The organism is Streptomyces sp. NPDC048258 (assembly GCF_043201995.1).
Lineage (GTDB): Bacteria > Actinomycetota > Actinomycetes > Streptomycetales > Streptomycetaceae > Streptomyces.
Window position 1 is genome coordinate 420,524 of record NZ_JBICZH010000003.1, and the last position, 20,768, is coordinate 441,291.

Consider the following 20,768-nt stretch of genomic DNA (forward strand, 5'->3'; position numbering starts at 1 on the left):
TGCCGTCGGCCGACGCTGTGCTGCGCCGGCCGGCGACTCGCGCGTCATATCAGCTGTCGGGTGGCGGTCACCGCTTGCGCACGACGACGAAGTCGGCGAGGGCCACGAGCTGGTCGCGGACCCGTTGCGGCATGTCGACGTCGTCCAGGGCCTTGATCGCCACCGCGTGCTGGCGGCGGGCCTCGTCCGCCGTCCACTGACGGCCGCCGGCCGCCTCGATGAGCGCCGCACGGGCCGCGAACTCCTCTTCCGAGAAGTTCTCGAAGTCGTTGCTCTTGGCGTCGGCGGCGAGGAGTTCGGCCAGCTCCTCGCAGGCCGGTCCGCCCGCCGCGAGGGCGGCGACGACCGGCAGGGACTTCTTGCGCTGGCGCAGGTCGCTCCAGGTCTGCTTGCCGGTGGCCTCCGGGTCGCCCCAGATGCCGAGCAGGTCGTCCACGGCCTGGAAGGCGAGGCCCAGGTGGTAGCCGTACTCCTCCAGCTTGTCGGCCGTACGGTCGTCCGCGCCGCCGAGCACGGCGCCGATGGAGACCGCGCAGGCGAGCAGGGCGCCCGTCTTGTTGCCCTCCATCTCCAGGCACTCCTCGACGCTGACGCGCTCGCGGTGCTCGTAGGAGATGTCCTGCGCCTGGCCGTCGATGAGCTTGCGGGACGCGGTGGTCAGCCGCCGGGCCGCGCGGCCCGCCTCGACGGTGCCGAGCTCCAGCAGCACCTCGTTGGCGAGGGCGAAGAGCGCGTCGCCGACCAGGATCGCCTGGGCGGGGCCGTGCACCTTCCACACCGTGTCACGGTGGCGGCGCTGCTCGTCGCCGTCCATCAGGTCGTCGTGCAGCAGCGAGAAGTTGTGCACGAGCTCGACGGCGACGGCGCCGGGGATGCCGACCTCGGCGGGTACGCCGGCGGCCTCGGCGGAGAGCAGCGCGAGGGCGGGCCGGACGGCCTTGCCGCCGTCGCCGTCCGCCGGGTTGCCCTGGGCGTCGATCCAGCCGAAGTGGTAGGCGGCGACGGTGTCCATGGGCGCCGCGAGCCGGTCGACTGCGGCGCGGAGCACGGGAGTCGACAGCGTGCGGCCGCGCTCCAGGAGGGCGATCGTGTCCGCCTTCTCCACGCCCCCTCCGGCCGTGCCCACACTGGCATCCGTGTTCTCGACGGCCGGATTCCCCGGGTTCACTGGCTCTCCTCTGGTTCCTGTACGTGCTGTGCCGGTAGTGCTGGTGGTGGTCATGCCGCCTCCTGCAGAGGGTGTTCGCGGGGGCGGCCGAGCGCGGCGAGCGCGGTGTGTGCCGCGCTCAGGCCGCTCCGGACGGCGCTCTCCATGGTCGCGGGCCAACCGGTGGCAGTCCACGCACCGGCCAGGTAAAGCCCCGGCGTGTCGGTCCGCGCCCCGGGGCGCAGCCGGCCGACGCCGGGTGTGGGGGCGAAGGTGGCCGTCCGCTCCCGGGTGACGAAGAAGTCCCGTACCTTGGCGCCGCGCGCGGCGGGCAGCAGCCGCTCCAGCTCGGGCAGGTACTTGGCGCGCAGCACCGAGACGGGTTCGTCGATGTCGTCCTGGGCGACGGACTGGGACAGCGCCAGGTACTGGCCGCCGTCGGGGAGTCCGGAAGCGTCGGTGCGGTCGAAGACCCACTGCACCGGGGAGCCGAGCGCCGCGAAGAACGGCTGCTTGAGCACCTTGCGGTCGTAGACGACGTGGACGTTGAGGATCGGCGCGGTGCCGATGTCGAGGAGCTTGTCGGGGTCGGCGAGCGCCCCGGGCGGGAGCAGCCCGTGGGCCTCGCGCTGCGGGACGGCGAGGACGACGGTGCCCGCGTCGAGGGACTCCTCCTCGGTGTCGACCCGCCAATTCCCTTCGGGCGTACGGGAGATGCAGGTGACCCGGGTGCGCAGTTCGGTCCGTACGCCGGCCGCGTCGAGCGCCTTGCGGGCGAGCGTGTCGTGCAGGTCGCCCAGCGGTACGCGGGCCCAGCCGATGTCGGCCGCGCCGTTCTCGGAGAGCAGGCCGGTCTTGAAGACCATCGCGGCCAGGCCCAGCGAGGACTGTTCGGCGGTGGCGTTGAGGGTGGCGATGCCGACGAGGTCCCACAGGGCTTCGATGGTCCGGGCGGACTGGCCGTAACGGCCGAGCCAGGTCGCGAAGTCCAGGCCGTCCAGCGCCGGGTCGGCGGGGTCGAGGCGGCGCAGTGCGAGGGCGGCGCGGCCGACGCTCGCGCGCTCGGCGAGGGACAGGTGCGGGTAGCGGGCCAGGGAGGCGGCCAGGTGCAGGGGCACGGGCAGGGCGCTGCGGCGCAGCCGCCCCAGGCGCGGGCCGCGCGGGTGGGCGACGTCGAGGACGGGTACGTCGAGCCGGTCCTGGAGCGGAGCGAGGTCCGCACCGTCCACGCGATCGAGGAACCACCGGTAGGCGGTGCAGCAGCGCAGGTAGACGTGCTGGCCGTTGTCGACGGTGAGTTCGCCGCGCTTGAAGGAGAAGGCGAGCCCGCCGAGCCGCGGGCGGCCCTCCAGCAGGGTGACCTCGATCCCGGCGTCGGCGAGTTCCAGCGCGGCGGTGACTCCGGCGAGCCCCCCTCCGACGACGACGGCGCGGGTGTCGCTGCCGCTCATGATCCCTCCCCGGTGGTGCGGTTGCCCGTCGGCCCGGCCTGCCGTTCCCGCGCGGGGCCGGAGCCCGCGGAGACAGACGCGGCCACGGCCCGACGGGTTGCCTGGACGGCGTGGTGCCCGGCGTCGCGCGGGCCCGCCGGGAGGGACCCGGAGGCGGCGGTGCCGGGTGTGGCAGGGCGGCGGAGCCGCGGCGTGCGGAAGACCTGCGGGGTCGGGGGCATCAGGGTCGCCTCCGGGTGGTCTGGCGGGAGACGGTGCGCGCGTCGAGGCCCGAGAGGCCGCGTACGGCGACGTACGCCTTCTCGTGGGTCGGCAGCGAGACCCGTCCCCGCAGCACCGCCTCCGGCTCGCGCTCGATGCGGTCGAGGAGGCGGCGGTAGATGCCGGCCATGGCGGCCACGCAGGCGCCGCTGCGGCGGTCCAGCATGGGCAGCAGCCGGTAGCCCTCGGCGAACAGCGTCCGGGCGCGGCGGACTTCGTGGTGGACCAGCCCGGCGAAGTCGGAGCCCGCGGGGGCCCGGTCGCCGTGGAAGCCCTCGGAGCAGCCGAACTTGGCGAGGTCCTCGGCGGGCAGGTAGGTGCGCCCGTTGCCGGCGTCCTCACGAACGTCCCGGAGGATGTTGGTGAGTTGGAGGGCGAGTCCGAGCGTGTCGGCGTACTCCGCGGCGCGCGCGGCGTCGGGCGCGCCCGGCGCCGTGCCGAACACGCCGAGCGAGAGCCGCCCGATGGCTCCGGCCACGCAGCGGCAGTAGGCCTTGAGGTCCTCCCAGGTCTCGTACGTCTCGCCGCGCACGTCCATCAGGACGCCGTCGATGAGTTCGTCGAGGCCGCCGAGCGGGATCGGGAAGCGGTGTGCGGCGTGCGCGAGGGCGACGGCGACCGGGTCGGTGTCGTCCTCGTCGATCTCCTCGGCGCGGATCCGTCCGAGCAGGGCGCGGGTCTCCTCCAGCCGGGCCAGCTTCGCGGCGGGCGCCAGCGTGCCGTCGCCGATGTCGTCTACCCGCCGGGAGAAGGCGTAGAGCGCGGACATCGCCTGCCGCTTGTCGGTGGGCAGCAGCCGGATGCCGTACGCGAAGTTGCGCGCCTGCGATCCGGTGACGGCCTCGCAGTAGCTGTACGCCGCCAGGACCGGTGCGGACGCGTGTGTGGGGCCCTCCACGGTCGGGCTCACCCCTTTCTCGGCGCTGTGCGCAGGACGGCGGCCACCTCGCGGAGCAGGCCGGTCTTGGTGGGCTTGGGCGGGCCGGGTGCCACGTCGAAACCGGCAGCCGCGATCGCGTTCAGGGCGGCGCGCCCTCCTCCCACGAAGCCCGCGAGCAGCAGCCGGAGTCTGCCGTGCACGCTACCCACGAGCGGGGTGCCTTCATTCAGCAGCTCGCGTGCGCGTTCAGTTTCGAACGCGACCAGGGAGCGTACGGACGCGCCGGCGGACGGCGCCTTGAGGTCGGCCTCGGCGACGTGGAAGCGGCGCATGTCCTCGGCGGGGAGGTAGATCCGGTCCCGGCCGAGGTCCTCGGTGACGTCCTGGAGGTGTTCGGCGATCTGCAGGGCGGTGCAGACGGCGTCGGAACGGCGGACCCGCTCGGGGGTGCTGGTGCCGGTGAGGGACAGCACGAGGCGGCCCACGGGGTTGGCGGAGAGCTCGCAGTAGCCGAGCAGGTCCGCGTACGTCTCGTAGCGCGCGACCCGCTGGTCCTGGCGGTTGGCCTCGATGAGCCCGAGGAAGGGCTCCGGGGTGAGGCCGTGGGCGCGGACGACGGGCTGGAGGGCCAGCATCAGCGGGTGGCGCGGCGGGCCGTCGTGGCCGCCGAACACGCGCCGCAGGTCGGCCTCGAAGGCGTCGAGCATGGCGAGCCGGTCGTCGACCGCGGCGGGTTCGAGACCCAGCAGTACGGCGTCGCGTCCGCCGGGGGCCAGGTCGCCGTCGCCGATGTCGTCGACGAGGCGGGCGTACCCGTAGACCGCCATCAGGCCGTCGCGCCAGGCGCGGGGCAGGAATGCGGGAGCGACGGGGAAGTTCTCCGCCGCGGCCTTGCCGAGGGTGGCGCGCGCGTGGACGGTGTCGGACAGGGGGCGGATGCCGTCCCCCGCGGTCACCGCCCGCCGCCCGCGGCGGGGACGGCCGTAGTGCCTGGGGGCCGGAGAATTCCCATAGCCATTGCCGTCACATCTCCCGTTCTACACTGCAGACCCAATACATCCCATTTCGGACACGCCGCCTGGGTTTTGCCCGGGCCGCCCCAGGCCGTTCACCTGCGGGGAATCGTCCCCTCTTGCCGCGATTCAGGACTGCTTCAGCTTACGCTGTACAACGCCGTCGAGGCCGCTCGGGTATTCGTCGCGCCACTGAATGTCGCCGGGGGAAATTCCGGGACATGCCGAGGCCCCCGCCGCGCTGAGCGGAGGGGGCCTCGGAAGTCCGGCCGGGGAGTGCGGAATCCCGTGATCAGCCGTTGGACGCCTTCTCGTATGCCGAGACGACTTCCTCCGTGGGTCCGTCCATCAGGAGCTCGCCCTTTTCCAGCCACAGCACCCGGTCGCAGGTGTCGCGGATGGACTTGTTGTTGTGGCTCACCAGGAAGACCGTGCCGGCCTTCTCCCGCAGTTCGCGGATGCGGTTCTCGGAACGCACCTGGAAGCTGCGGTCACCGGTGGCCAGCGCCTCGTCGATCATCAGGACGTCGTGGTCCTTGGCCGCCGCGATGGAGAAGCGCAGTCGCGCCGCCATACCGGAGGAGTAGGTGCGCATCGGCAGGGAGATGAAGTCGCCCTTCTCGTTGATGCCCGAGAAGTCGACGATGCCCTGGTAGCGCTCCTTGATCTGCTCGCGGCTCATGCCCATCGCGAGACCGCCGAGGACGATGTTGCGCTCGCCGGTGAGGTCGTTCATCAGCGCCGCGTTCACGCCCAGCAGCGAGGGCTGGCCGTCGGTGTAGACCTTGCCGGCCTCGCAGGGCAGCAGGCCCGCGATGGCGCGCAGCAGGGTCGACTTGCCGGAGCCGTTCGAACCGATCAGGCCGATCGCCTCGCCGCGGTACGCGGTGAAGGAGACCCCGCGTACGGCGTGGACCCGGCGGACGCCGGGGGCGTCGCCCTTCCTCCGTCGGACGATCTTGCTGAGCGCCGCGGTGGCGGCTCCCTTGCCGGCGCTGCCGGTGTTGACGCGGTAGACGATGTGGACATCGTCCGCGATCACGGTGGGGACGCGCCCCTGGGTACTGTCAGCCACGGCCGTAACGCTCCTCAGCCTTCCAGAAGTACACGAAGCCGCCGAGGCCTATCACCACTGCCCAGCCCACGGCGAAGAGCCAGACGTGCGGAGGCAGGTTGCTGCTGCCGTAGTCGTCGATCAGCGCGAACCGGATGAGGTCCATGTAGATCGCCACCGGATTCCACAGCAGCAGGTCGCTGATCCACGCGGGCTGCTCCTTGAGGTAGATCCCGATCGGGAACATGACCCCGGAGGCGTACATCCACGTGCGCATCACGAACGGCATCAGCTGCGCCAGGTCGGGGGTCTTGGAGCCCATCCGCGCGAAGATCATGGCGAGGCCGGTGTTGAAGACGAACTGCAGCGCCAGCGTCGGGACCACCAGCAGCCAGGAGAGGCGCGGGTAGTTGCCGAAGCTCACGGCGATGACGAAGACGACGATCATCGAGTAGAGCAGCTGCTGGAGCTGCTGGAGCGAGAAGGACACCGGGAGGGAGGCCCGCGGGAAGTGCAGCGCCCGCACCAGCCCGAGGTTCCCGGAGATCGCCCGGACACCCGCCATCACCGAGCTCTGGGTGAAGGTGAAGATGAAGATGCCCATCATCAGGAACGGGACGTAGACGCCCGGGGGCATCTCCTTGCCCGCGCCGAGGATCAGGCCGAAGATCAGCCAGTAGACGGCCGCGTTCAGCAGTGGGGTCGCCACCTGCCACACCTGGCCGAGCTTCGCCTGGCTGTACTGCGCGAGCAGCTTGGCCCGCGAGAAGGCCATGATGAAGTGGCGCCGGCCCCAGAGCTGCCGCACGTACTCGCCCAGACCGGGCCGTGCGCCGCTCACGGAGAGGCCGTACTTCCTGGCGAGCTCCGCGGAGCTCAGCCCCGCGTCTTGGGACGGCGGCCTGCTCGTGGCGAGGGCGCCGTCGTGGGTTGTGTCACTCACAAGTTGAAACTTTCGTCTTCAAGATGCGGCATGAGGGGCATCAGGCTGGTGGCGCGAAGCCCGTGATCGCGCCATGTTCCCAGACGCGGGCTTGTCAGATGACAGGTGGTCGGCCCAGCCGGGTCAACCGCCAGACCGTACGCCATTTCATCGGGCGGCGGGGACCGCAGGGAGTGGTCCATCCCTCCCTGAATCCGCCGAACCAGGCCTTGAGCGCGGGTACCGAGGGCCTGCGCAGGAGCGTCAGCAGGAGCCAGACGCCCAGGTAGACCGGGACCAGCGGGGCGGGCAGGTTGCGGCGGGCGAGCCACACCCGGTTACGGGCCACCATACGGTGGTAGACCGCGTGCCGGGAGGGGGCAGTGGTCGGGTGCAGCAGCACCATGTCCGCCCGGTAGTCGATCAGCCACCCTGCGTCGAGGGCCCGCCAGGCCAGGTCGGTCTCCTCGTGCGCGTAGAAGAACTCCCCCGGCAGCGCTCCGACCTGCCCGAACACCGTCGTGCGGACGGCGTTGGCGCCGCCCAGGAAGGTGGTCACCCGGGAGGAGCGCATCGGGTCCGAGGCGCGCAGCCGCGGCACGTGCCGGCGCTGGGTCTCGCCGGTCTCCGGATCGGCGATCCGGAAGCTGATGATCCCGAGCTTGGGGTCCTCCGCGAAGGCCTGGCGGCACAGCTCGGCGGTGTCGGTGCGCTCCAGCAGGCCGTCGTCGTCCAGGAAGAGCAGGACGTCGACGTCGCTGCCGCCGGGGCCGAAGGCCTCGATGCCGACGTTGCGCCCGCCGGGGATGCCCAGGTTCTCGGGCAGCTCGACGGTGCGGACGCCCTCGGGCAGGCCGTCGACCTTCACGCCCTGGCCCACGACGACGACCTCGACCGGGTCGCCCTGCTGGCGGGCGACCGAGTCGAGGAGCGCCTTGAGCTCGTCGGGCCGGTTGCCCATGGTGATGATCACGGCGCCCAGCCGCATCGCGGTGCTCACTTGAGCCTGCTGGAGGCCAGGATCGACACCAGGTGCAGCACCGTCTGCAGCACCGCGATGCCGGCCAGTACGGCCACGCCGACGCGGGAGTAGAACAGGTCGCCGCGGACCTGGTCCAGCACCGCCAGCACCAGGATGAGCAGCGAGGCCTCGATGCCGAGGACGAGCCGGTGGAACTTGAGCGCGGCGGCGGCCCGGCGGGCGAGCGCCATGCCGGACGAGCGCGGCTCGGCCGCCGCGTCCTTGACCACGGGCTTCCCGGCCTGGTGGCGGGCGACGCCGACCAGGTCGGTCTCGGCCTTGATCAGGATCGCGCCGAGCGCCGCGAGGGTGCCCAGGAAGGCCCACAGCCAGTCGATCCGCCCGCCGCCCCACAGGTCCGCGGCGCGCAGGCCGAAGCCGACCAGGACGGCCGCGTCGCACAGGTACGCGCCGACCCGGTCCAGGTAGACCCCGGAGAGCGAGAACTGCTTCTTCCAGCGGGCGACCTCGCCGTCGACGCAGTCGAGCAGCAGGTACAGCTGGACCGCCACCACGCCGAGGACGGCGCCCAGGACGCCCGGCACCAGCAGGGCGGGCAGGGCGAGGACCCCGGCCAGGGTCATCACGTAGGTCAGCTGGTTCGGCGTGACCTTGGTGGTGACCAGGAGGCGGGTGATGCGCAGGGAGATCTCGCGCATGTAGAGGCGCCCGCCCCAGTGCTCGCCGCTGACCCGGTCCTTGACGCCCGCCGGGTGCACGACGGGCCGGAGTTCAGCTACGGATGGTCTTGGCATAGTCGGCGTAAGCGTCCCTGATCTCGGCGGCGGACAGGTTGAGGTGCTCCAGGACCGTGAAGCGTCCCGGGCGGGTCTGGGGTGCGTACTCGACGGCCGCGACGAACTCGTCGACCGTGAAACCGATCTCCTCCGGGGTCACCGGCAGCCCGTGCCGGCGCAGCACCTCGACGAAGAGGCCGGACTGCTCGTCGGCGCCGCGCAGGTGCATCGCGAAGGCGGCGCCCAGGCCGACCTGCTCGCCGTGGAGCGCGGAGCGCCCCGGGTGGAGCAGGTCGAAGGCGTGGCTGATCTCGTGGCAGGCGCCGGAGGCGGGGCGGGTGTCCCCGCTGATCGACATGGCGATGCCGGTCAGCACCAGGGCCTCGGAGAGCACGGTGAGGAACTCGTCGTCGCCGCATCCGCCCGGGTGGCGCAGCACGGACTGGCCGGCGGTACGGGCCATGGCGGCGGCCAGGCCGTCGACGGGCTCGCCGGTGATCTCGTGCGAGAGCTCCCAGTCGGCGATGGCCGAGATGTTAGAGATCGCGTCCCCGACGCCGGCACGGATGAACCGAACCGGCGCCTCCTTGATCACGTCGAGGTCGATCACCATGGCGATCGGCGTGGGCACGCCGTAGGAGCCGCGGCCGTTGTCGTTGTCCAGGATGGACACCGGCGAGCAGATGCCGTCGTGCGAGAGGTTCGTGGCGACGGCCACCATGGGCAGCCCGACCCGCGCCGCGGCGTACTTCGCCACGTCGATGATCTTGCCGCCGCCCAGGCCCACGACGGCGTCGTAGCGGCGGCCCTTTATGTCGTCGGCCAGCTTGACCGCGGAGTCGATGGTGCCGTCGACGACGGCGTACCAGTCGGCGTGCGGCAGTACGGGCTCCAGCTTGGCGCGCAGCGCGACACCGGAGCCGCCGCTGATCGCGATCGCCAGCTTGCCGGACGCGGAGATCCGCTGGTCGGCCAGGAGGCCGGCCAGGTCGTCCATGGCGCCGCGACTGATGTCGACGACGACGGGCGAGGGGATGAGCCGCGTCAGTACTGGCATGCGATCGTCCGGCCCTTGGCGAGGTCGTCGTGGTTGTCGATCTCGACCCACTTGACGTCGCCGATGGGGGCCACGTCGATGGTGAAGCCGTCGTTGACCAGCTGCTGGTAGCCGTCCTCGTAGTAGAGGTCGGGGTCGCGCTCGAAGGTGGTCTTCAGCGCGTCGGCCAGCTGCTCGGCGGCCTCGGCCTCGATGAGGGTGACACCGATGTACTCGCCCGTCGCGTCCGCGGGGTCCATGAGCTTGGTGATCTTCTGCACGCCCTTGCCGTCGGCGGTGACGACCTTCATCTCCTCGTCGGCCAGGTTCTTGACCGTGTCGAGGGCAAGGATGATCTTCTGGCCGTTGCCGCGGGCGGCGAGCAGGGTCTTCTCGACGGAGACCGGGTGGACGGTGTCGCCGTTGGCGAGGATCACGCCCTGCTTGAGGACGTCACGCGCGCACCACAGGGAGTAGGCGTTGTTCCACTCCTCGGCCTTGTCGTTGTCGATCAGCGTGATCTTGACGCCGTACTTGGCCTCCAGCGCCTCGCGGCGCTCGTAGACGGCCTCCTTGCGGTAGCCGACGACGATGGCGACCTCGGTGAGACCGACCTCGGCGAAGTTGCCCAGGGTCAGGTCGAGAACGGTGAGGCTCTCCTCCTGGCCCTCGGGGCCGACGGGCACGAGGGCCTTGGGCAGGGTGTCGGTGTAGGGACGCAGACGGCGTCCGGCACCGGCAGCGAGTACAAGGCCGATCATGCTGGTTCTCCTTCGTCATGTACGGCGGGTGCCCCGGAGGAGACCCAGAAGCGGATGCTCTCCACGAGCACCACGAGTGCCACGAACACGGCCATGGCCGTGAGCGCGACGGGGAACAGGTCACGGGCGAGGACGACGGACAGGACCACGGTCAGCAGGACCCGGCCCTCGTGACCGCCGGTCGTCCGCACCAGCCAGTGCGGAGGCGCGCCCGAACCACCACGGATGCGGTAGACCGTGTCGTAGTGATGGTAGGCGACCGCCGCGACCAGTCCGAATGCGGCCGGAAGGGCTCCCGGGACGTCCGCCTTCGCGGCCAGTGCGAGGACGGTCACGTACTCGGCGAACCGGAAGAGCGGCGGGATGAGCCAGTCGAGGGGGCCCTTGAGGGGGCTGGCGAGTGCCACGCTCGCGGCGATGACGTAGACCACGGCGGACCCGATCAGCCAGGGGGTGCCGAAGTCGCGGGTCACGGCCGCGCCCACCATCAGTACGGATCCGAGCGCGGCCAGTCCCAGCGAGGCGGGGCTCGGACGGCCCTTCACGAGGCGCCCGCCGGTCCAGGCGAGCACGCCGGAGTCGGCAAGGTCCGCCAGGGCCTGGGCGGCGCGGTCGGTGCGCGTCGCCTTGCGGGTCAGGGAGCGCAGGACCCGGCCGGCGGTGGTGTAGAGCGCGCCGAAGGCGCAGCCGATGAGGAGCGCGTAGAAGACGATCCGGGGGGTGGTGACGGCGGTCAGGACCGCGATCATCGCCCAGCGCTCACCGATCGGAAGGATGATCATCCGGCGGACCCAGACCGTCCAGCCCACGCTGTCGAGCTTGTCGGACAGGGCCGCCGTGGGACTCGTATTGGCGGTCGCGTCGTGGTTGGCCTCGTTGAAGGAGAAGTCCACGACGTGGCGGCAGGTCATGAGGATCATCGAGCCGAGTGCGAGGGCCCACACGTCGTCGCCGTTCCTGGCGGCGCCGAGCGCGAGGCCCGCGTAGAAGGCGTACTCCTTGGCGCGGTCGAAGGTCGCGTCGAGCCAGGCGCCCATCGTCGAGTACTGGAGCGAGTAGCGGGCCAGCTGCCCGTCGGTGCAGTCCAGGACGAAGGAGACGAGGAGCAGCACACCGGCCGCGACGTAGCCCCAGCGCTCGCCGGTGGCGGCGCAGCCGGCCGCGATCAGCGCGGTGATCAGCGAAGCGGTGGTGACCTGGTTCGGGGTCAGGCCGCGGCGCGCGCACCAGCGGGCGATGTAGCGCGAGTACGGGCTGATGAAGAAGGTGGTGAAGAAGCCGTCGCGGGACTTCACGGCGGTCCGCAGGCGGACGGCCTCGTCGTCGACGGCGGCGACGGCGGCGGTCGCCGCGTCCCGGTCCGCCGCGGTGGCGGGGACGGCGGCGACGAGGGTGCCGAGCTCGGGGCGCTGGACGGCGGTCCCGGAGTCCTCGACCGCGGCGGCGAGCCGGTCGGCGTACGGGCCGGTGCCCGCGGGGGCGTCGGCCGCGGCCTTGTCGAGGGCGTCGCGGGCGCCGGGCTGGACGGCGAGGGCGCCGGTGACCGCGCAGGCGTCGAAGCGCGGGTCGGTCAGCGCGAGGCGCAGCGCGTGGACGTGCCCGACGAAGGCGCTGTCCACGACGGCCACCCGCTGGTCGGCGGGTACGGCGGCCAGCGCGGCGGCGGTGTCTTCGGGACCGGCGGCGGGGCGGACGTCGAAGCCGAGGGAGCGCAGCTCGTCAGCGAGCGGTGATCCGGGGACCGGCAGGCCGGTGAGGATGACGGTCGGCAGACGAACTCACTCCTTGTAACGGATTCCGAACGGGCGCCTCTGGGGGCGGCGACACGTCGGCAGAGGCTATCGGATGAATGGAAGCAGGGGTTCACCACCCGTTTACGCCCCGATAAGCCGAATATTCCCGGCCCGGGCCGGGCGTGATCATCATTGACGATCACGGCGCGGTACCACAAACGGCGTCGATGTTACGGTGGACACGCCCCTGATCGTGTCGAGTGGGAAGAGGTGGGTTGATGACCGTCGTAGTGGTCGCGGCCATGCGCAGCGAACTCCGGTGCATCCCCCATTCCTTCCGGGCATCCGGCCAGGCCTGATCACGCGCTTCACACGCTGAGCGGCCTCGTCGGCCGGAGCCCCCGTTCAAGGGTTCACGTTGACCGACACCACCTTCATTGAGGCTTTCTTCACCCTGCACCGCGGCCTGCCCCGGCAGGCTCCCGGTTCCGACGCGTCCACCCGGCACCTGCTGTCCCTGTGCGGACCGCTGCCCGAGCGGCCCCGCGTCCTCGACCTGGGCTGCGGCCCGGGCCGCAGCGCCCTGCTGCTCGCGGCCGAGGCCGGGCGTCCCGGTTCCGGTGGCGCCGAGGTGACCGCCGTCGACCTGTACGGGCCGTTCCTCGAAGAGCTCCGTACGGCCGCGACGGCCCGCGGGCTCGCCGGTCGTGTCCGCACCGTCGAGGCGGACATGGGCGCACTCCCCCGCGAGGACTTCGAGGACGGCTCGTTCGACCTCATCTGGGCGGAGGGCTCCGCCTATGTCATCGGCTTCGCCGCCGCGCTCGCGCGGTGGCGGCGGCTGCTCGCCCCCGGCGGCACGATCGTGCTGACCGAGTGCGAGTGGACCGTCGGGGAGCCGTCCGCCGGCGCCCGCGCCTTCTGGGACAAGGAGTGCCCGCTGCGCTCCACCGCGGGCAACATCGCGGCCGCCCAGGCCGCCGGGTACCGGGTGCTCGGCGTGCACCACCTGCCCGACTCCGACTGGGCCGAGTACTACGGCCCGCTCGCCGAGCGGGTCCGCGACCACCCCGGGGCGGGGAACCCCGCGACGGAGGCCGCACTGGCCGCCACCCGCGAGGAACTCGACGTACGGGCCCGCCACGGCCACGAGTACGGGTACACCGGCTACGTCCTGCGCCCGGTGACCGCGGGCGGTGGAGATGCCTGGCCCGCCCGCCCGGAGACGGCGGCCGACGTGGCCGCCGTACGGAACGTCAACCTGGCGGCGTTCGAGACCCCGCTGGAGGCGGATCTCGTGGACGCGCTGCGCGACGACGACGCCTGGGTGCCCGGGCTGTCGTACGTGGCCGAGGGCCCGGACGGGTCGGTGGCCGCGCACGCCCTGCTCACCGTGTGCAAGGTCGACGGGGTACGGGCGCTCGCGCTCGCCCCGGTGGCCGCCGATCCGGCGCTCCAGCGCTCGGGCGCGGGCAGCTCGGTCGTGCGGGCGCTGCTCGCGGCGGCCAAGGAGCGCGGGGAGTCCCTCGTCCTGGTGCTGGGACACCCGGAGTACTACCCGCGCTTCGGTTTCGTGCCGGCGTCGCGCTTCGGGATCCGGGCCCCGTTCGAGGTTCCCGACGAGGCGATGATGGCGCTGGTTCTGGACGATTCCGTCCCGGTGCCCGCGGGCACGATCAGGTATCCGGCCCCGTTCGGAGTCTGACGCGGGCGGCCCGACAGGCACGTACCTGAAGTGATCTCCCCCCGCCGCTTATCACGCGGCGGGGGGAGACATGCGCAGATCTCCGAAGTGGGGACAAGCCTCTTTTGTACGGCAGACTGAAGGCCGAGTCCGAAGCGAAGGATGGGTATGCCGACCACACCAGCCACCGCCGCGAACAGCGCGACCAACGGCACCGGGACCCAAGAGCCGATCATGCTCGAACTGGTCGACGAGTCCGGGAACACCATCGGCACGGCGGAGAAGCTCTCCGCCCATCAGGCCCCCGGGCAGTTGCACCGGGCGTTCTCCGTGTTCCTCTTCGACGAGCAGGGCCGTCTGCTGATCCAGCAGCGGGCTCTCGGGAAGTACCACTCCCCCGGCGTCTGGTCGAACACCTGTTGCGGTCACCCTTACCCCGGGGAGTCTCCGTTCGCGGCCGCGGCCCGGCGGACCCACGAGGAGCTGGGGCTGTCGCCCTCGCTGCTCGCGGAGGCGGGGACGGTGCGCTACAACCACCCGGACCCCGCGTCGGGTCTGGTGGAGCAGGAGTTCAACCACCTTTTCGTGGGACTCGCGCAGGCGGCTCTGCGGCCGGATCCGGAGGAGGTCGGGGACACCGCCTTCGTCACCGCCGAGGAGTTGGCCAAGCGGCACGCCGAAGCGCCGTTCTCGGCCTGGTTCATGACCGTGCTGGACGCGGCGCGGCCCGCGATCCGCGAGCTGACCGGCGAGGCCGCGGGCTGGTAGCCCGTACGACGCCCGGCTCCGGTCAGCCGGCCGGGGTCGCGGAGGCAGTGGCGGCGGCCGGTGCGGTGAGTGGCAGGGCCGCCCAGATGACCTTGCCGCCGGTCGAGGTGTGCTCGACGTCGCAGACCCCGCCCGCCTCCAGGGTGATCTCCCGTACCAGGAGCAGGCCCCGGCCGCCGGTCTGGCCGAAATCGGCCTCCAGCGCCTTGGGCCGGTACGGGTGGTTGTCCTCGACGGCCACCCGTACCCACTCCCGGCCGATCGCGACCTCGACCGCGACCTCCGGGGAGAGCAGGGCGGCGTGCCGGACCGAGTTCGTCACCAGCTCGGAGACGATCAGGAGCAGGGAGTACACGAGGTCCTGCTGGGCGGGCACCCCCTGGCGCGCGAGGAGGTCCCGGACCGCGCGGCGGGCCTGGGGAACGGATTCTTCTACGGCGGGAGCGGTGAACCTCCACACGCCCTCGTACGCGAGGGGGTCGGCCGGAGCCTCCGGCTCCCCCTCCCTGGCTGGCGGGACGTTCCCGCTGACATCCATCTTCCGTCCCCCGTCTTCGCGCTCGATCGTCTCCACGCGTCCAGAGTGGGGAACGGGCTGGTCCGGACCGAACCGCTGACCATAAGTCAGCGTGATTCGGACACATTCTGACCGTTGGCGTATGACAGAGTCAGTTGTTCGACTGTTCCTGATCTTCTGTGGGGCGTCTCCCGGCCGCCTCGCGCGCCACGTCCGCAACGCCCGCCTCCGCCGGCGACTCGTCTTCGCTGACCAACCCCAGGATGCGCCGGGCACCCATGCCCGTGGCCACCAGGCTCAGGCCGTCGAACAGGAGGGCGAGGGAGAAGAACGTTCCGATCACGTAGAGGCTGTTGCCGGGCCAGTTCGAGAGGATCAGGATGCCCAGCAGGACCCCGAAGGCGCCCTGGACCAGCGAGAGCCCGAAGTTCGCCCCCCGCACCACCAGGGAGCCGACCAGCCGGAACAGCCCGCCGGTGAGGAAGAGCAGCGCGGCGAACATGGTCAGCGCCTCGGCGCTCGCCTCGGGCCGGCGCAGGACCACGAAACCGGCGGCGATGTTGATCGCGGCGACGATGACGGCGAGCCAGAAGTAGTTGCTCCTGCGGGACTGGACGGCTTGCAGCAGTCCGACCACACCGCCGATCAGCAGCAGCCAGCCGAAGAGGAACATCGAGGTCAGGGTGGCCAGACCGGTGTAGACGAGACCGACCAGACCGGCCAGCACGAGAATCACCCCGAGCACGGCCAGCAGTCCGTAACCACGGCTGACCTTCGTCTTCTCCCGCTGCGGTTCCCGGCCCTTCGCCTCGGTACGGTCCGCACGGTCTGCGCCCATGGACGTGCCACCTCCTCGCGCCCCCGGACCGACTCCCTTGATCATAGGATCGGCGGCCCGGGATAGCATCCGGCCCATGGACGCAGCCCGGGACGCAGCCCTCCTGCACACGGTCGCCGACGGGGTCGCCACCGTCGTCATCTCCCACCCCGCCAAGCGGAACGCCATGACGGCCGCGATGTGGCGGGCCCTGCCGGAGCTGCTGGCGGAACTGGCGGCCGACCCGGCCGTACGGGTGCTCGTCCTGACCGGCGCGGGGCCGACCTTCTGCGCGGGCGCGGACATCTCCTCGCTCACCGGGGACGACGAGCCGCAGGCACTCGCCATCGCGGCGGAGGAGGCCCTGGCCGCCTTCCCGAAACCCACGCTGGCGGCGATCCGCGGGTTCTGCGTGGGCGGCGGCGGCCAGCTGGCCGCCGCCTGCGATCTGCGGTTCGCGGAGGAGGGGTCGTCGTACGGGGTGACCCCGGCGAAGCTGGGCATCGTCTACGCGGCCTCCTCCACCCGGCGGCTGACGGCCCTGGTCGGCCCGGCCACCGCCAAGTACCTGCTCTTCTCGGCGGAGTTGATCGACGCGGACCGCGCGCTGCGGACCGGCTTCCTGGACGAGCTGCTGCCGGCCGGCCAACTGGACAAGCGGGTGGCCGAGTTCACCCGCGTGCTGGTCTCCCGCTCACAGCTCACCCAGGCGGCGGCCAAGGAGTTCGCGGACGGGCGGACGGACCGGGACGGGTACTGGGCCGAGCAGGCGGCCGGAAGCGGCGACACCGCGGAGGGCGTCGCCGCGTTCCTGGAGCGCCGGGCGCCCGCCTTCCGCTGGCCCGCGGAGGACCGGCCCGCGGAGGACCGGCCGACGCGGAGCCGGCCTACAGAGGACTGACCGCCCGCAGCCGCGCGACGATCTCGGCCGGGGCCTTGGCCGGGGAGCCGGCGTCGTAGGGCGGCTGGGGGTCGTACTCGGTCATCAGCTGGACGGTCTGGGCGTACTCGTCCCCGGCGATCCTGCCGAGCAGGGTGAGGCCCATGTCGATCCCCGAGGAGACGCCGGCGGCGGTGACGTACTTCCCGTCGAACACCACCCGCTCCTCGGTGGGCTCGGCCCCGAACCGCGGCAGCTGGTCCAGGAACAGCCAGTGGCTCGCGGCCCGCCGCCCGTCGAGCAGCCCCGCGGCGGCCAGCAGCAGGGAGCCGGTGCAGACGGAGGTCGTCCAGGTGGTGGTGGCGTCGACGGCCCGCAGCCACTCGAGGACGGCGGGATTCTTCATCTCCACCTCGGGGTGCGGCCCGCCGGGCACGATGACGATGTCGGGCCGGGTGACCTCGTGGAGCGCCTTGTCGGCGACGAGGGCGAGCGATCCGTTGTCGGTCCGCACGGGCCCGGGACGCTCGGACACGAATACGATCTCGGCGTCCTGGAGGCGGCCGAGCGTGTCGAAGGGCCCGATGGCGTCGAGGGCGGTGAAGCGGTCGTAGAGCAGTACGGCGATCTGCATGGCTCCTCCGGAGCGGTTGCGTGGTGCCGGCCCCCGGCCGGGGGCGGCAGGTCTGTCCGGCGCGGCCCGGCTACGGGGCCCGAGGGGGGCAGGGGCCGAAGCGGCGGCGGTATTCGGCCGGCGACTGGCCGAGGGCCTTCACGAAGGCCCTGCGCAGCGCCTCCGGCGTGCCGTAGCCGCACGCCCGGGAGATCTGCGCGACGCCCTCGCCGCTGTCCTCCAGCAGCCGCCGCGCGTGCTCCACCCGCACCCGTTCGACGTACCGCCCCGGCGTCACCCCCGTCTCCGCCTGGAAGGCGCGCGCGAAGTGCCGCGGCGACAGCCTGGCCCGGGCCGCCAGTGCCTCGACGCTCAGGTCCCCGCCCGGGTGCTCGGTGATGAACTGCTGTACGTCCCGCAGCGGCTCCCGCCGCGCCGTCTGTGCCTCCAGCTGCGCGCTGAACTGGGCCTGGTTGCCGGGCCTGCGCAGGAACACCACCAGGTGCCGGGCGATCGTGAGCGCCACGTCCCGCCCGTGGTCCTCCTCCACCAGCGCGAGCGCGAGGTCGATGCCCGCCGTGACCCCGGCCGAGGTGGCCACGGGCCCGTCCCGTACGTAGATGGGATCGGGCTCCACCACGACGGCCGGGTAGTCCCGCGCCATCTGCTCGCACGCGTACCAGTGCGTGGTCGCCCGGCGTCCGTCCAGCAGCCCTGCCTCGGCCAGCAGCAGCCCGCCCGTGCACACGGACACCAGCCGCTCCGCGCCACCCCCGTGAGCGCGCAGCCAGTCGGTGAGCCGGGGCTCGAAGTCGGCCGTGTACCGGCCGCCGGGCACGAGCAGCGTGGTCCCCTTCCCCGGCCGGGCGCTCTCCAGCTCCCCGTCCGGCATCAGCGTCAGCCCACTGCTCGTACGGACCGGCGCGCCGCCCGGCGACACCGTCCGGATCTCGTACCCCACCCGTCCCGGGAACCGGGCGGCGGCGGCGAACACCTCCACCGGCCCGGTCACGTCAAGGCTCTGCACCCCGTCGTAGAGGACGACGAGCACGTTTCGCAACGACATGGCCTCATGGTGTGACGCGTGGCCGGGTGTCCGCAATGACATGCATCCCACCTATCCGGCCATGCCCCGGGGGCCGCGCGTGCCCGGATAGGATCGGCGAATCATGACTGCAACCCTCGTCGCCAAGAAGCTCACCGCCGCGCACGGTGAGCGCACGCTCTTCGCCGATCTCGACCTCGTCGTCGCGCCCGGCGACGTCATCGGCCTGGTGGGCGTCAACGGCGCCGGGAAGTCCACCCTGCTGCGCCTGCTCGCCGGGCTGGACACCCCCGAGACCGGTGAGCTGCGGCTGTCCCCGCCCACCGCCGCCGTCGGGCACCTCCCGCAGGAGCCGGAGCGCCGGCCCGACGAGTCGGTACGCGATTTCCTGGCGCGGCGTACGGGTGTGGCGGCCGCGCAGGCGGAGCTCGACACGGCGACGCAGGGTCTGGTGGACGGGACGCCGGGCGCGGACGACGCGTACGCGACCGCGCTGGACAAGTGGCTGGACCTGGGCGGCGCCGACCTCGACGAGCGGGCGGAGGAGGTCGCCGCGGAGCTCGGCCTCACGGTGGGTCTGGACCTGCCCATGACGGCGCTCTCCGGTGGCCAGGCGGCCCGCGCGGGACTCGCCTCGCTGCTGCTGTCCCGCTACGACGTCTTCCTGCTCGACGAGCCCACCAACGACCTGGACCTGGACGGTCTGGAGCGGCTGGAGCGGTTCGTCACGGGGCTGCGCGCGGGCACGGTCGTGATCAGCCACGACCGCGAGTTCCTCGCGCGGACGGTCACCAAGGTCCTCGAACTCGACCTGGCCCAGCAGCAGATCAACCTCTACGGCGGCGGCTACGACGCCTACCTGGAGGAGCGGGAGCGGGCCCGCGACCACGCCCGCGAGGAGTTCGAGGAGTACGCGGGCAAGAAGTCCGCCCTCGAGGGCCGGGCCCAGATGCAGCGCAACTGGATGGACAAGGGCGTGCGCAACGCCCGCCGCAAGGCGAGCGACAACGACAAGATCGGCAAGAACCTGCGCGGCGAGTCCAGCGAGAAGCAGGCCGCCAAGGCCCGCCAGACGCAGCGCGCGATCGAGCGGCTGGAGGTGGTCGACGAGCCGCGCAAGGAGTGGGAGCTGCGCATGGAGATCGCGGCGGCCCCGCGCTCCGGCTCGGTGGTCGCGACCCTGCGCGAAGCGGCCGTCAAGCGGGGGGACTTCACCTTCGGCCCGGCCAGCCTGCAGATCGACTGGGCGGACCGGGTGGCGATCACCGGGGCGAACGGCGCGGGCAAGTCCACCCTGCTCGCCGTCCTGCTCGGCCGGCTGGCGCCGGACTCCGGCTCCGCCACCCTCGGCTCCGGCGTCCTGATCGGCGAGGTGGACCAGGCCCGCGGCCTGTTCCTCGGGGACGAACCGCTGCTGGAGGCCTTCTGCGCGGCCGTCCCGGACACCGAGCCGGCCGAAGTCCGCACCCTGCTGGCCAAGTTCGGCCTCAAGGCGGCCCACGTCCTGCGCCCGGCGGCCACCCTCTCCCCGGGCGAGCGCACCCGCGCCGCCCTGGCCCTGCTCCAGGGACGCGGGGTGAACCTGCTGGTCCTGGACGAGCCCACCAACCACCTGGACCTCCCGGCGATCGAGCAGCTGGAGTCCGCCCTGGAGGCCTACGAGGGCACGCTCCTCCTGGTCACCCACGACCGCCGCATGCTGGACGCCGTCTCGGTGACCCGCCGCCTCCGCGTCGTGGGCGGCAAGGTCACCGAGCTGTAGCCGACGGGGGAGGGCAGTTGGCGGCGCCGGGTGCGGGAGCGGCCCCGGCGTCTCAAGGTGCCGACCGGCTCGTGCGCGACTAGCCTTTGTGGGTGAGAGCCGCAACCGCGGAGCACGCCTCCATGGCCGGAGTGCCGCGTCGGCAGGGGTAGTACCTCGGACGCGTGCCTGCTTCGGGACCCATATGGCGCCTGAGCCCTTGTGGCCGGGACTGTGCTTCCGCATTTCCGGCGGCCCTGCATCCGATCCGCGCTGCGCATTCTGTTTCTGCGGCCGCGGTTCCGCCCCCTCATGCCTCGCAGAGGTGCGAGAGGGTGGAAGGAAAGGGAATACCCATGCATGCACAGAGAGCGAAGCGCCTCTTCGTGGCCTCCGCCGCCGGTCTCCTGATGGCCGGTGGGGCCGCGCTCGGCACGGCGGGCACCGCCTCGGCGGCAGCCCCGACCCAACCGGTCAGTTACGTCAACGGCGGCGGCTGCGACGACGATGACGACGACGACTACGGCGGTCACTACAGCGGCTGGCGCCACGGTGGCTGGGACCACGATGACGACGACAACGGTTATGGAGGAAACGGCCACGGCCGAGGACACGGCCACTGGTGATCCCACACAGCACGCCCCTGCGCGGACCCGTCACCGGGCCGCGCATCGGGCTGCCGCGGCG

General features: G+C 72.1%; 21 protein-coding genes. 6 read left to right on the plus strand and 15 right to left on the minus strand.

Features of this window, described 5'->3' with window-relative positions; genetic code table 11:
* Window positions 1–67: 67 nt before the first annotated feature.
* From ACGFYQ_RS09425 to ACGFYQ_RS09475, 11 genes are all read right to left on the minus strand, one after another.
* The gene (locus ACGFYQ_RS09425; protein ID WP_393741656.1) at window positions 68–1,168 is read right to left on the minus strand and encodes a polyprenyl synthetase family protein; all 1,101 of its coding nucleotides are present in this window, start codon (window positions 1,166–1,168) and stop codon (window positions 68–70) included.
* 50 nt (window positions 1,169–1,218) lie between these two features.
* Entirely contained in the window at window positions 1,219–2,598 is a 1,380-nt protein-coding gene (gene hpnE / locus ACGFYQ_RS09430; protein WP_393741658.1) for a hydroxysqualene dehydroxylase HpnE, read from the minus strand.
* Window positions 2,599–2,818: 220 nt separating this feature from the next.
* Window positions 2,819–3,769, minus strand: a complete 951-nt coding sequence (gene hpnD / locus ACGFYQ_RS09435) for a presqualene diphosphate synthase HpnD (protein ID WP_393741660.1) — start codon at window positions 3,767–3,769, stop codon at window positions 2,819–2,821.
* The gene (gene hpnC, locus ACGFYQ_RS09440; RefSeq protein ID WP_393741662.1) at window positions 3,766–4,695 is read right to left on the minus strand and encodes a squalene synthase HpnC; all 930 of its coding nucleotides are present in this window, start codon (window positions 4,693–4,695) and stop codon (window positions 3,766–3,768) included. Before hpnC ends, hpnD begins: the two co-directional genes overlap by 4 nt.
* Before the next feature lie 349 nt (window positions 4,696–5,044).
* Window positions 5,045–5,827: an ABC transporter ATP-binding protein gene (locus tag ACGFYQ_RS09445; protein WP_393741664.1), complete on the minus strand. Its 783-nt coding sequence runs from the start codon at window positions 5,825–5,827 to the stop codon at window positions 5,045–5,047.
* On the minus strand, window positions 5,820–6,749 hold the full coding sequence (locus ACGFYQ_RS09450; protein WP_393741666.1) for an ABC transporter permease: 930 nt from the start codon (window positions 6,747–6,749) through the stop codon (window positions 5,820–5,822). The genes ACGFYQ_RS09445 and ACGFYQ_RS09450 overlap by 8 nt, the downstream gene beginning before the upstream one ends.
* Before the next feature lie 94 nt (window positions 6,750–6,843).
* Entirely contained in the window at window positions 6,844–7,716 is an 873-nt protein-coding gene (locus tag ACGFYQ_RS09455; RefSeq protein WP_393742133.1) for a glycosyltransferase family 2 protein, read from the minus strand.
* A gap of 8 nt (window positions 7,717–7,724) precedes the next feature.
* Window positions 7,725–8,504 carry a CDP-alcohol phosphatidyltransferase family protein gene (locus ACGFYQ_RS09460; protein ID WP_393741668.1) on the minus strand — a complete coding sequence of 260 codons (780 nt, stop codon included), beginning with the start codon at window positions 8,502–8,504 and terminating at the stop codon, window positions 7,725–7,727.
* Entirely contained in the window at window positions 8,482–9,543 is a 1,062-nt protein-coding gene (locus tag ACGFYQ_RS09465; protein WP_393741670.1) for an iron-containing alcohol dehydrogenase family protein, read from the minus strand. Before ACGFYQ_RS09465 ends, ACGFYQ_RS09460 begins: the two co-directional genes overlap by 23 nt.
* Entirely contained in the window at window positions 9,531–10,283 is a 753-nt protein-coding gene (locus tag ACGFYQ_RS09470; protein ID WP_393741672.1) for a sugar phosphate nucleotidyltransferase, read from the minus strand. The genes ACGFYQ_RS09465 and ACGFYQ_RS09470 overlap by 13 nt, the downstream gene beginning before the upstream one ends.
* A complete protein-coding gene (locus ACGFYQ_RS09475) occupies window positions 10,280–11,902 on the minus strand; it encodes a DUF5941 domain-containing protein (RefSeq protein WP_393741674.1) in 1,623 nt (540 codons plus the stop codon). Before ACGFYQ_RS09475 ends, ACGFYQ_RS09470 begins: the two co-directional genes overlap by 4 nt.
* Here ACGFYQ_RS09475 and ACGFYQ_RS09480 point away from each other — a divergent pair.
* The 3 genes from ACGFYQ_RS09480 (at window position 11,873) to idi (ending at window position 14,468) form a co-directional block, all read left to right on the plus strand.
* Window positions 11,873–12,016 (plus strand): hypothetical protein, encoded by a 144-nt coding sequence (locus ACGFYQ_RS09480; RefSeq protein WP_393741676.1) that lies wholly within the window; start codon window positions 11,873–11,875, stop codon window positions 12,014–12,016. The two genes, ACGFYQ_RS09475 and ACGFYQ_RS09480, sit on opposite strands and share 30 nt — an antisense overlap.
* Window positions 12,017–12,434: 418 nt before the next feature.
* Complete coding sequence (locus ACGFYQ_RS09485; RefSeq protein ID WP_393741678.1) at window positions 12,435–13,721, plus strand: GNAT family N-acetyltransferase; 1,287 nt, start codon at window positions 12,435–12,437, stop codon at window positions 13,719–13,721.
* A 147-nt stretch (window positions 13,722–13,868) separates the two neighbouring features.
* Window positions 13,869–14,468 carry an isopentenyl-diphosphate Delta-isomerase gene (gene idi / locus ACGFYQ_RS09490; RefSeq protein WP_393741680.1) on the plus strand — a complete coding sequence of 200 codons (600 nt, stop codon included), beginning with the start codon at window positions 13,869–13,871 and terminating at the stop codon, window positions 14,466–14,468.
* Between the two features lie 22 nt (window positions 14,469–14,490).
* Here idi and ACGFYQ_RS09495 read toward each other — a convergent pair whose 3' ends face one another.
* Window positions 14,491–15,042 (minus strand): ATP-binding protein, encoded by a 552-nt coding sequence (locus ACGFYQ_RS09495; protein ID WP_393741682.1) that lies wholly within the window; start codon window positions 15,040–15,042, stop codon window positions 14,491–14,493.
* A gap of 94 nt (window positions 15,043–15,136) precedes the next feature.
* Window positions 15,137–15,823 carry an HdeD family acid-resistance protein gene (locus tag ACGFYQ_RS09500; RefSeq protein ID WP_393741684.1) on the minus strand — a complete coding sequence of 229 codons (687 nt, stop codon included), beginning with the start codon at window positions 15,821–15,823 and terminating at the stop codon, window positions 15,137–15,139.
* Window positions 15,824–15,899: 76 nt separating this feature from the next.
* On the opposite strand from ACGFYQ_RS09500, the gene ACGFYQ_RS09505 reads away from it, so the two are divergent.
* Window positions 15,900–16,703, plus strand: a complete 804-nt coding sequence (locus tag ACGFYQ_RS09505; protein ID WP_393741686.1) for an enoyl-CoA hydratase/isomerase family protein — start codon at window positions 15,900–15,902, stop codon at window positions 16,701–16,703.
* Here the strand turns inward: ACGFYQ_RS09505 and ACGFYQ_RS09510 are convergent.
* Window positions 16,690–17,316 carry a DJ-1/PfpI family protein gene (locus tag ACGFYQ_RS09510; protein ID WP_393741688.1) on the minus strand — a complete coding sequence of 209 codons (627 nt, stop codon included), beginning with the start codon at window positions 17,314–17,316 and terminating at the stop codon, window positions 16,690–16,692. The genes ACGFYQ_RS09505 and ACGFYQ_RS09510 overlap by 14 nt on opposite strands.
* 70 nt (window positions 17,317–17,386) lie before the next feature.
* The gene (locus tag ACGFYQ_RS09515; RefSeq protein WP_393741690.1) at window positions 17,387–18,361 is read right to left on the minus strand and encodes a GlxA family transcriptional regulator; all 975 of its coding nucleotides are present in this window, start codon (window positions 18,359–18,361) and stop codon (window positions 17,387–17,389) included.
* A gap of 103 nt (window positions 18,362–18,464) precedes the next feature.
* On the opposite strand from ACGFYQ_RS09515, the gene ACGFYQ_RS09520 reads away from it, so the two are divergent.
* Together ACGFYQ_RS09520 and ACGFYQ_RS09525 are read left to right on the plus strand one after the other, a co-directional pair.
* Window positions 18,465–20,102, plus strand: a complete 1,638-nt coding sequence (locus ACGFYQ_RS09520; RefSeq protein WP_393741693.1) for an ABC-F family ATP-binding cassette domain-containing protein — start codon at window positions 18,465–18,467, stop codon at window positions 20,100–20,102.
* 335 nt (window positions 20,103–20,437) lie between these two features.
* Complete coding sequence (locus tag ACGFYQ_RS09525; protein ID WP_393741695.1) at window positions 20,438–20,707, plus strand: hypothetical protein; 270 nt, start codon at window positions 20,438–20,440, stop codon at window positions 20,705–20,707.
* The last annotated feature ends 61 nt before the right edge of the window (window positions 20,708–20,768 follow it).

Excerpts from the sequence above, each read along its gene's own strand:
- ACGFYQ_RS09510 (WP_393741688.1), bottom strand. The coding sequence starts at position 17,316 with ATGCAGATCGCCGTACTGCTCTACGACCGCTTCACCGCCCTCGACGCC.
- ACGFYQ_RS09500 (WP_393741684.1), bottom strand. The coding sequence starts at position 15,823 with ATGGGCGCAGACCGTGCGGACCGTACCGAGGCGAAGGGCCGGGAACCG.
- ACGFYQ_RS09455 (WP_393742133.1), bottom strand. The coding sequence starts at position 7,716 with ATGCGGCTGGGCGCCGTGATCATCACCATGGGCAACCGGCCCGACGAG.
- ACGFYQ_RS09465 (WP_393741670.1), bottom strand. The coding sequence starts at position 9,543 with ATGCCAGTACTGACGCGGCTCATCCCCTCGCCCGTCGTCGTCGACATC.
- ACGFYQ_RS09460 (WP_393741668.1), bottom strand. The coding sequence starts at position 8,504 with ATGCCAAGACCATCCGTAGCTGAACTCCGGCCCGTCGTGCACCCGGCG.
- ACGFYQ_RS09515 (WP_393741690.1), bottom strand. The coding sequence starts at position 18,361 with ATGTCGTTGCGAAACGTGCTCGTCGTCCTCTACGACGGGGTGCAGAGC.
- ACGFYQ_RS09520 (WP_393741693.1), top strand. The coding sequence starts at position 18,465 with ATGACTGCAACCCTCGTCGCCAAGAAGCTCACCGCCGCGCACGGTGAG.
- ACGFYQ_RS09470 (WP_393741672.1), bottom strand. The coding sequence starts at position 10,283 with ATGATCGGCCTTGTACTCGCTGCCGGTGCCGGACGCCGTCTGCGTCCC.
- ACGFYQ_RS09505 (WP_393741686.1), top strand. The coding sequence starts at position 15,900 with ATGGACGCAGCCCGGGACGCAGCCCTCCTGCACACGGTCGCCGACGGG.
- hpnE (WP_393741658.1), bottom strand. The coding sequence starts at position 2,598 with ATGAGCGGCAGCGACACCCGCGCCGTCGTCGTCGGAGGGGGGCTCGCC.
- ACGFYQ_RS09525 (WP_393741695.1), top strand. The coding sequence starts at position 20,438 with ATGCATGCACAGAGAGCGAAGCGCCTCTTCGTGGCCTCCGCCGCCGGT.
- idi (WP_393741680.1), top strand. The coding sequence starts at position 13,869 with ATGCCGACCACACCAGCCACCGCCGCGAACAGCGCGACCAACGGCACC.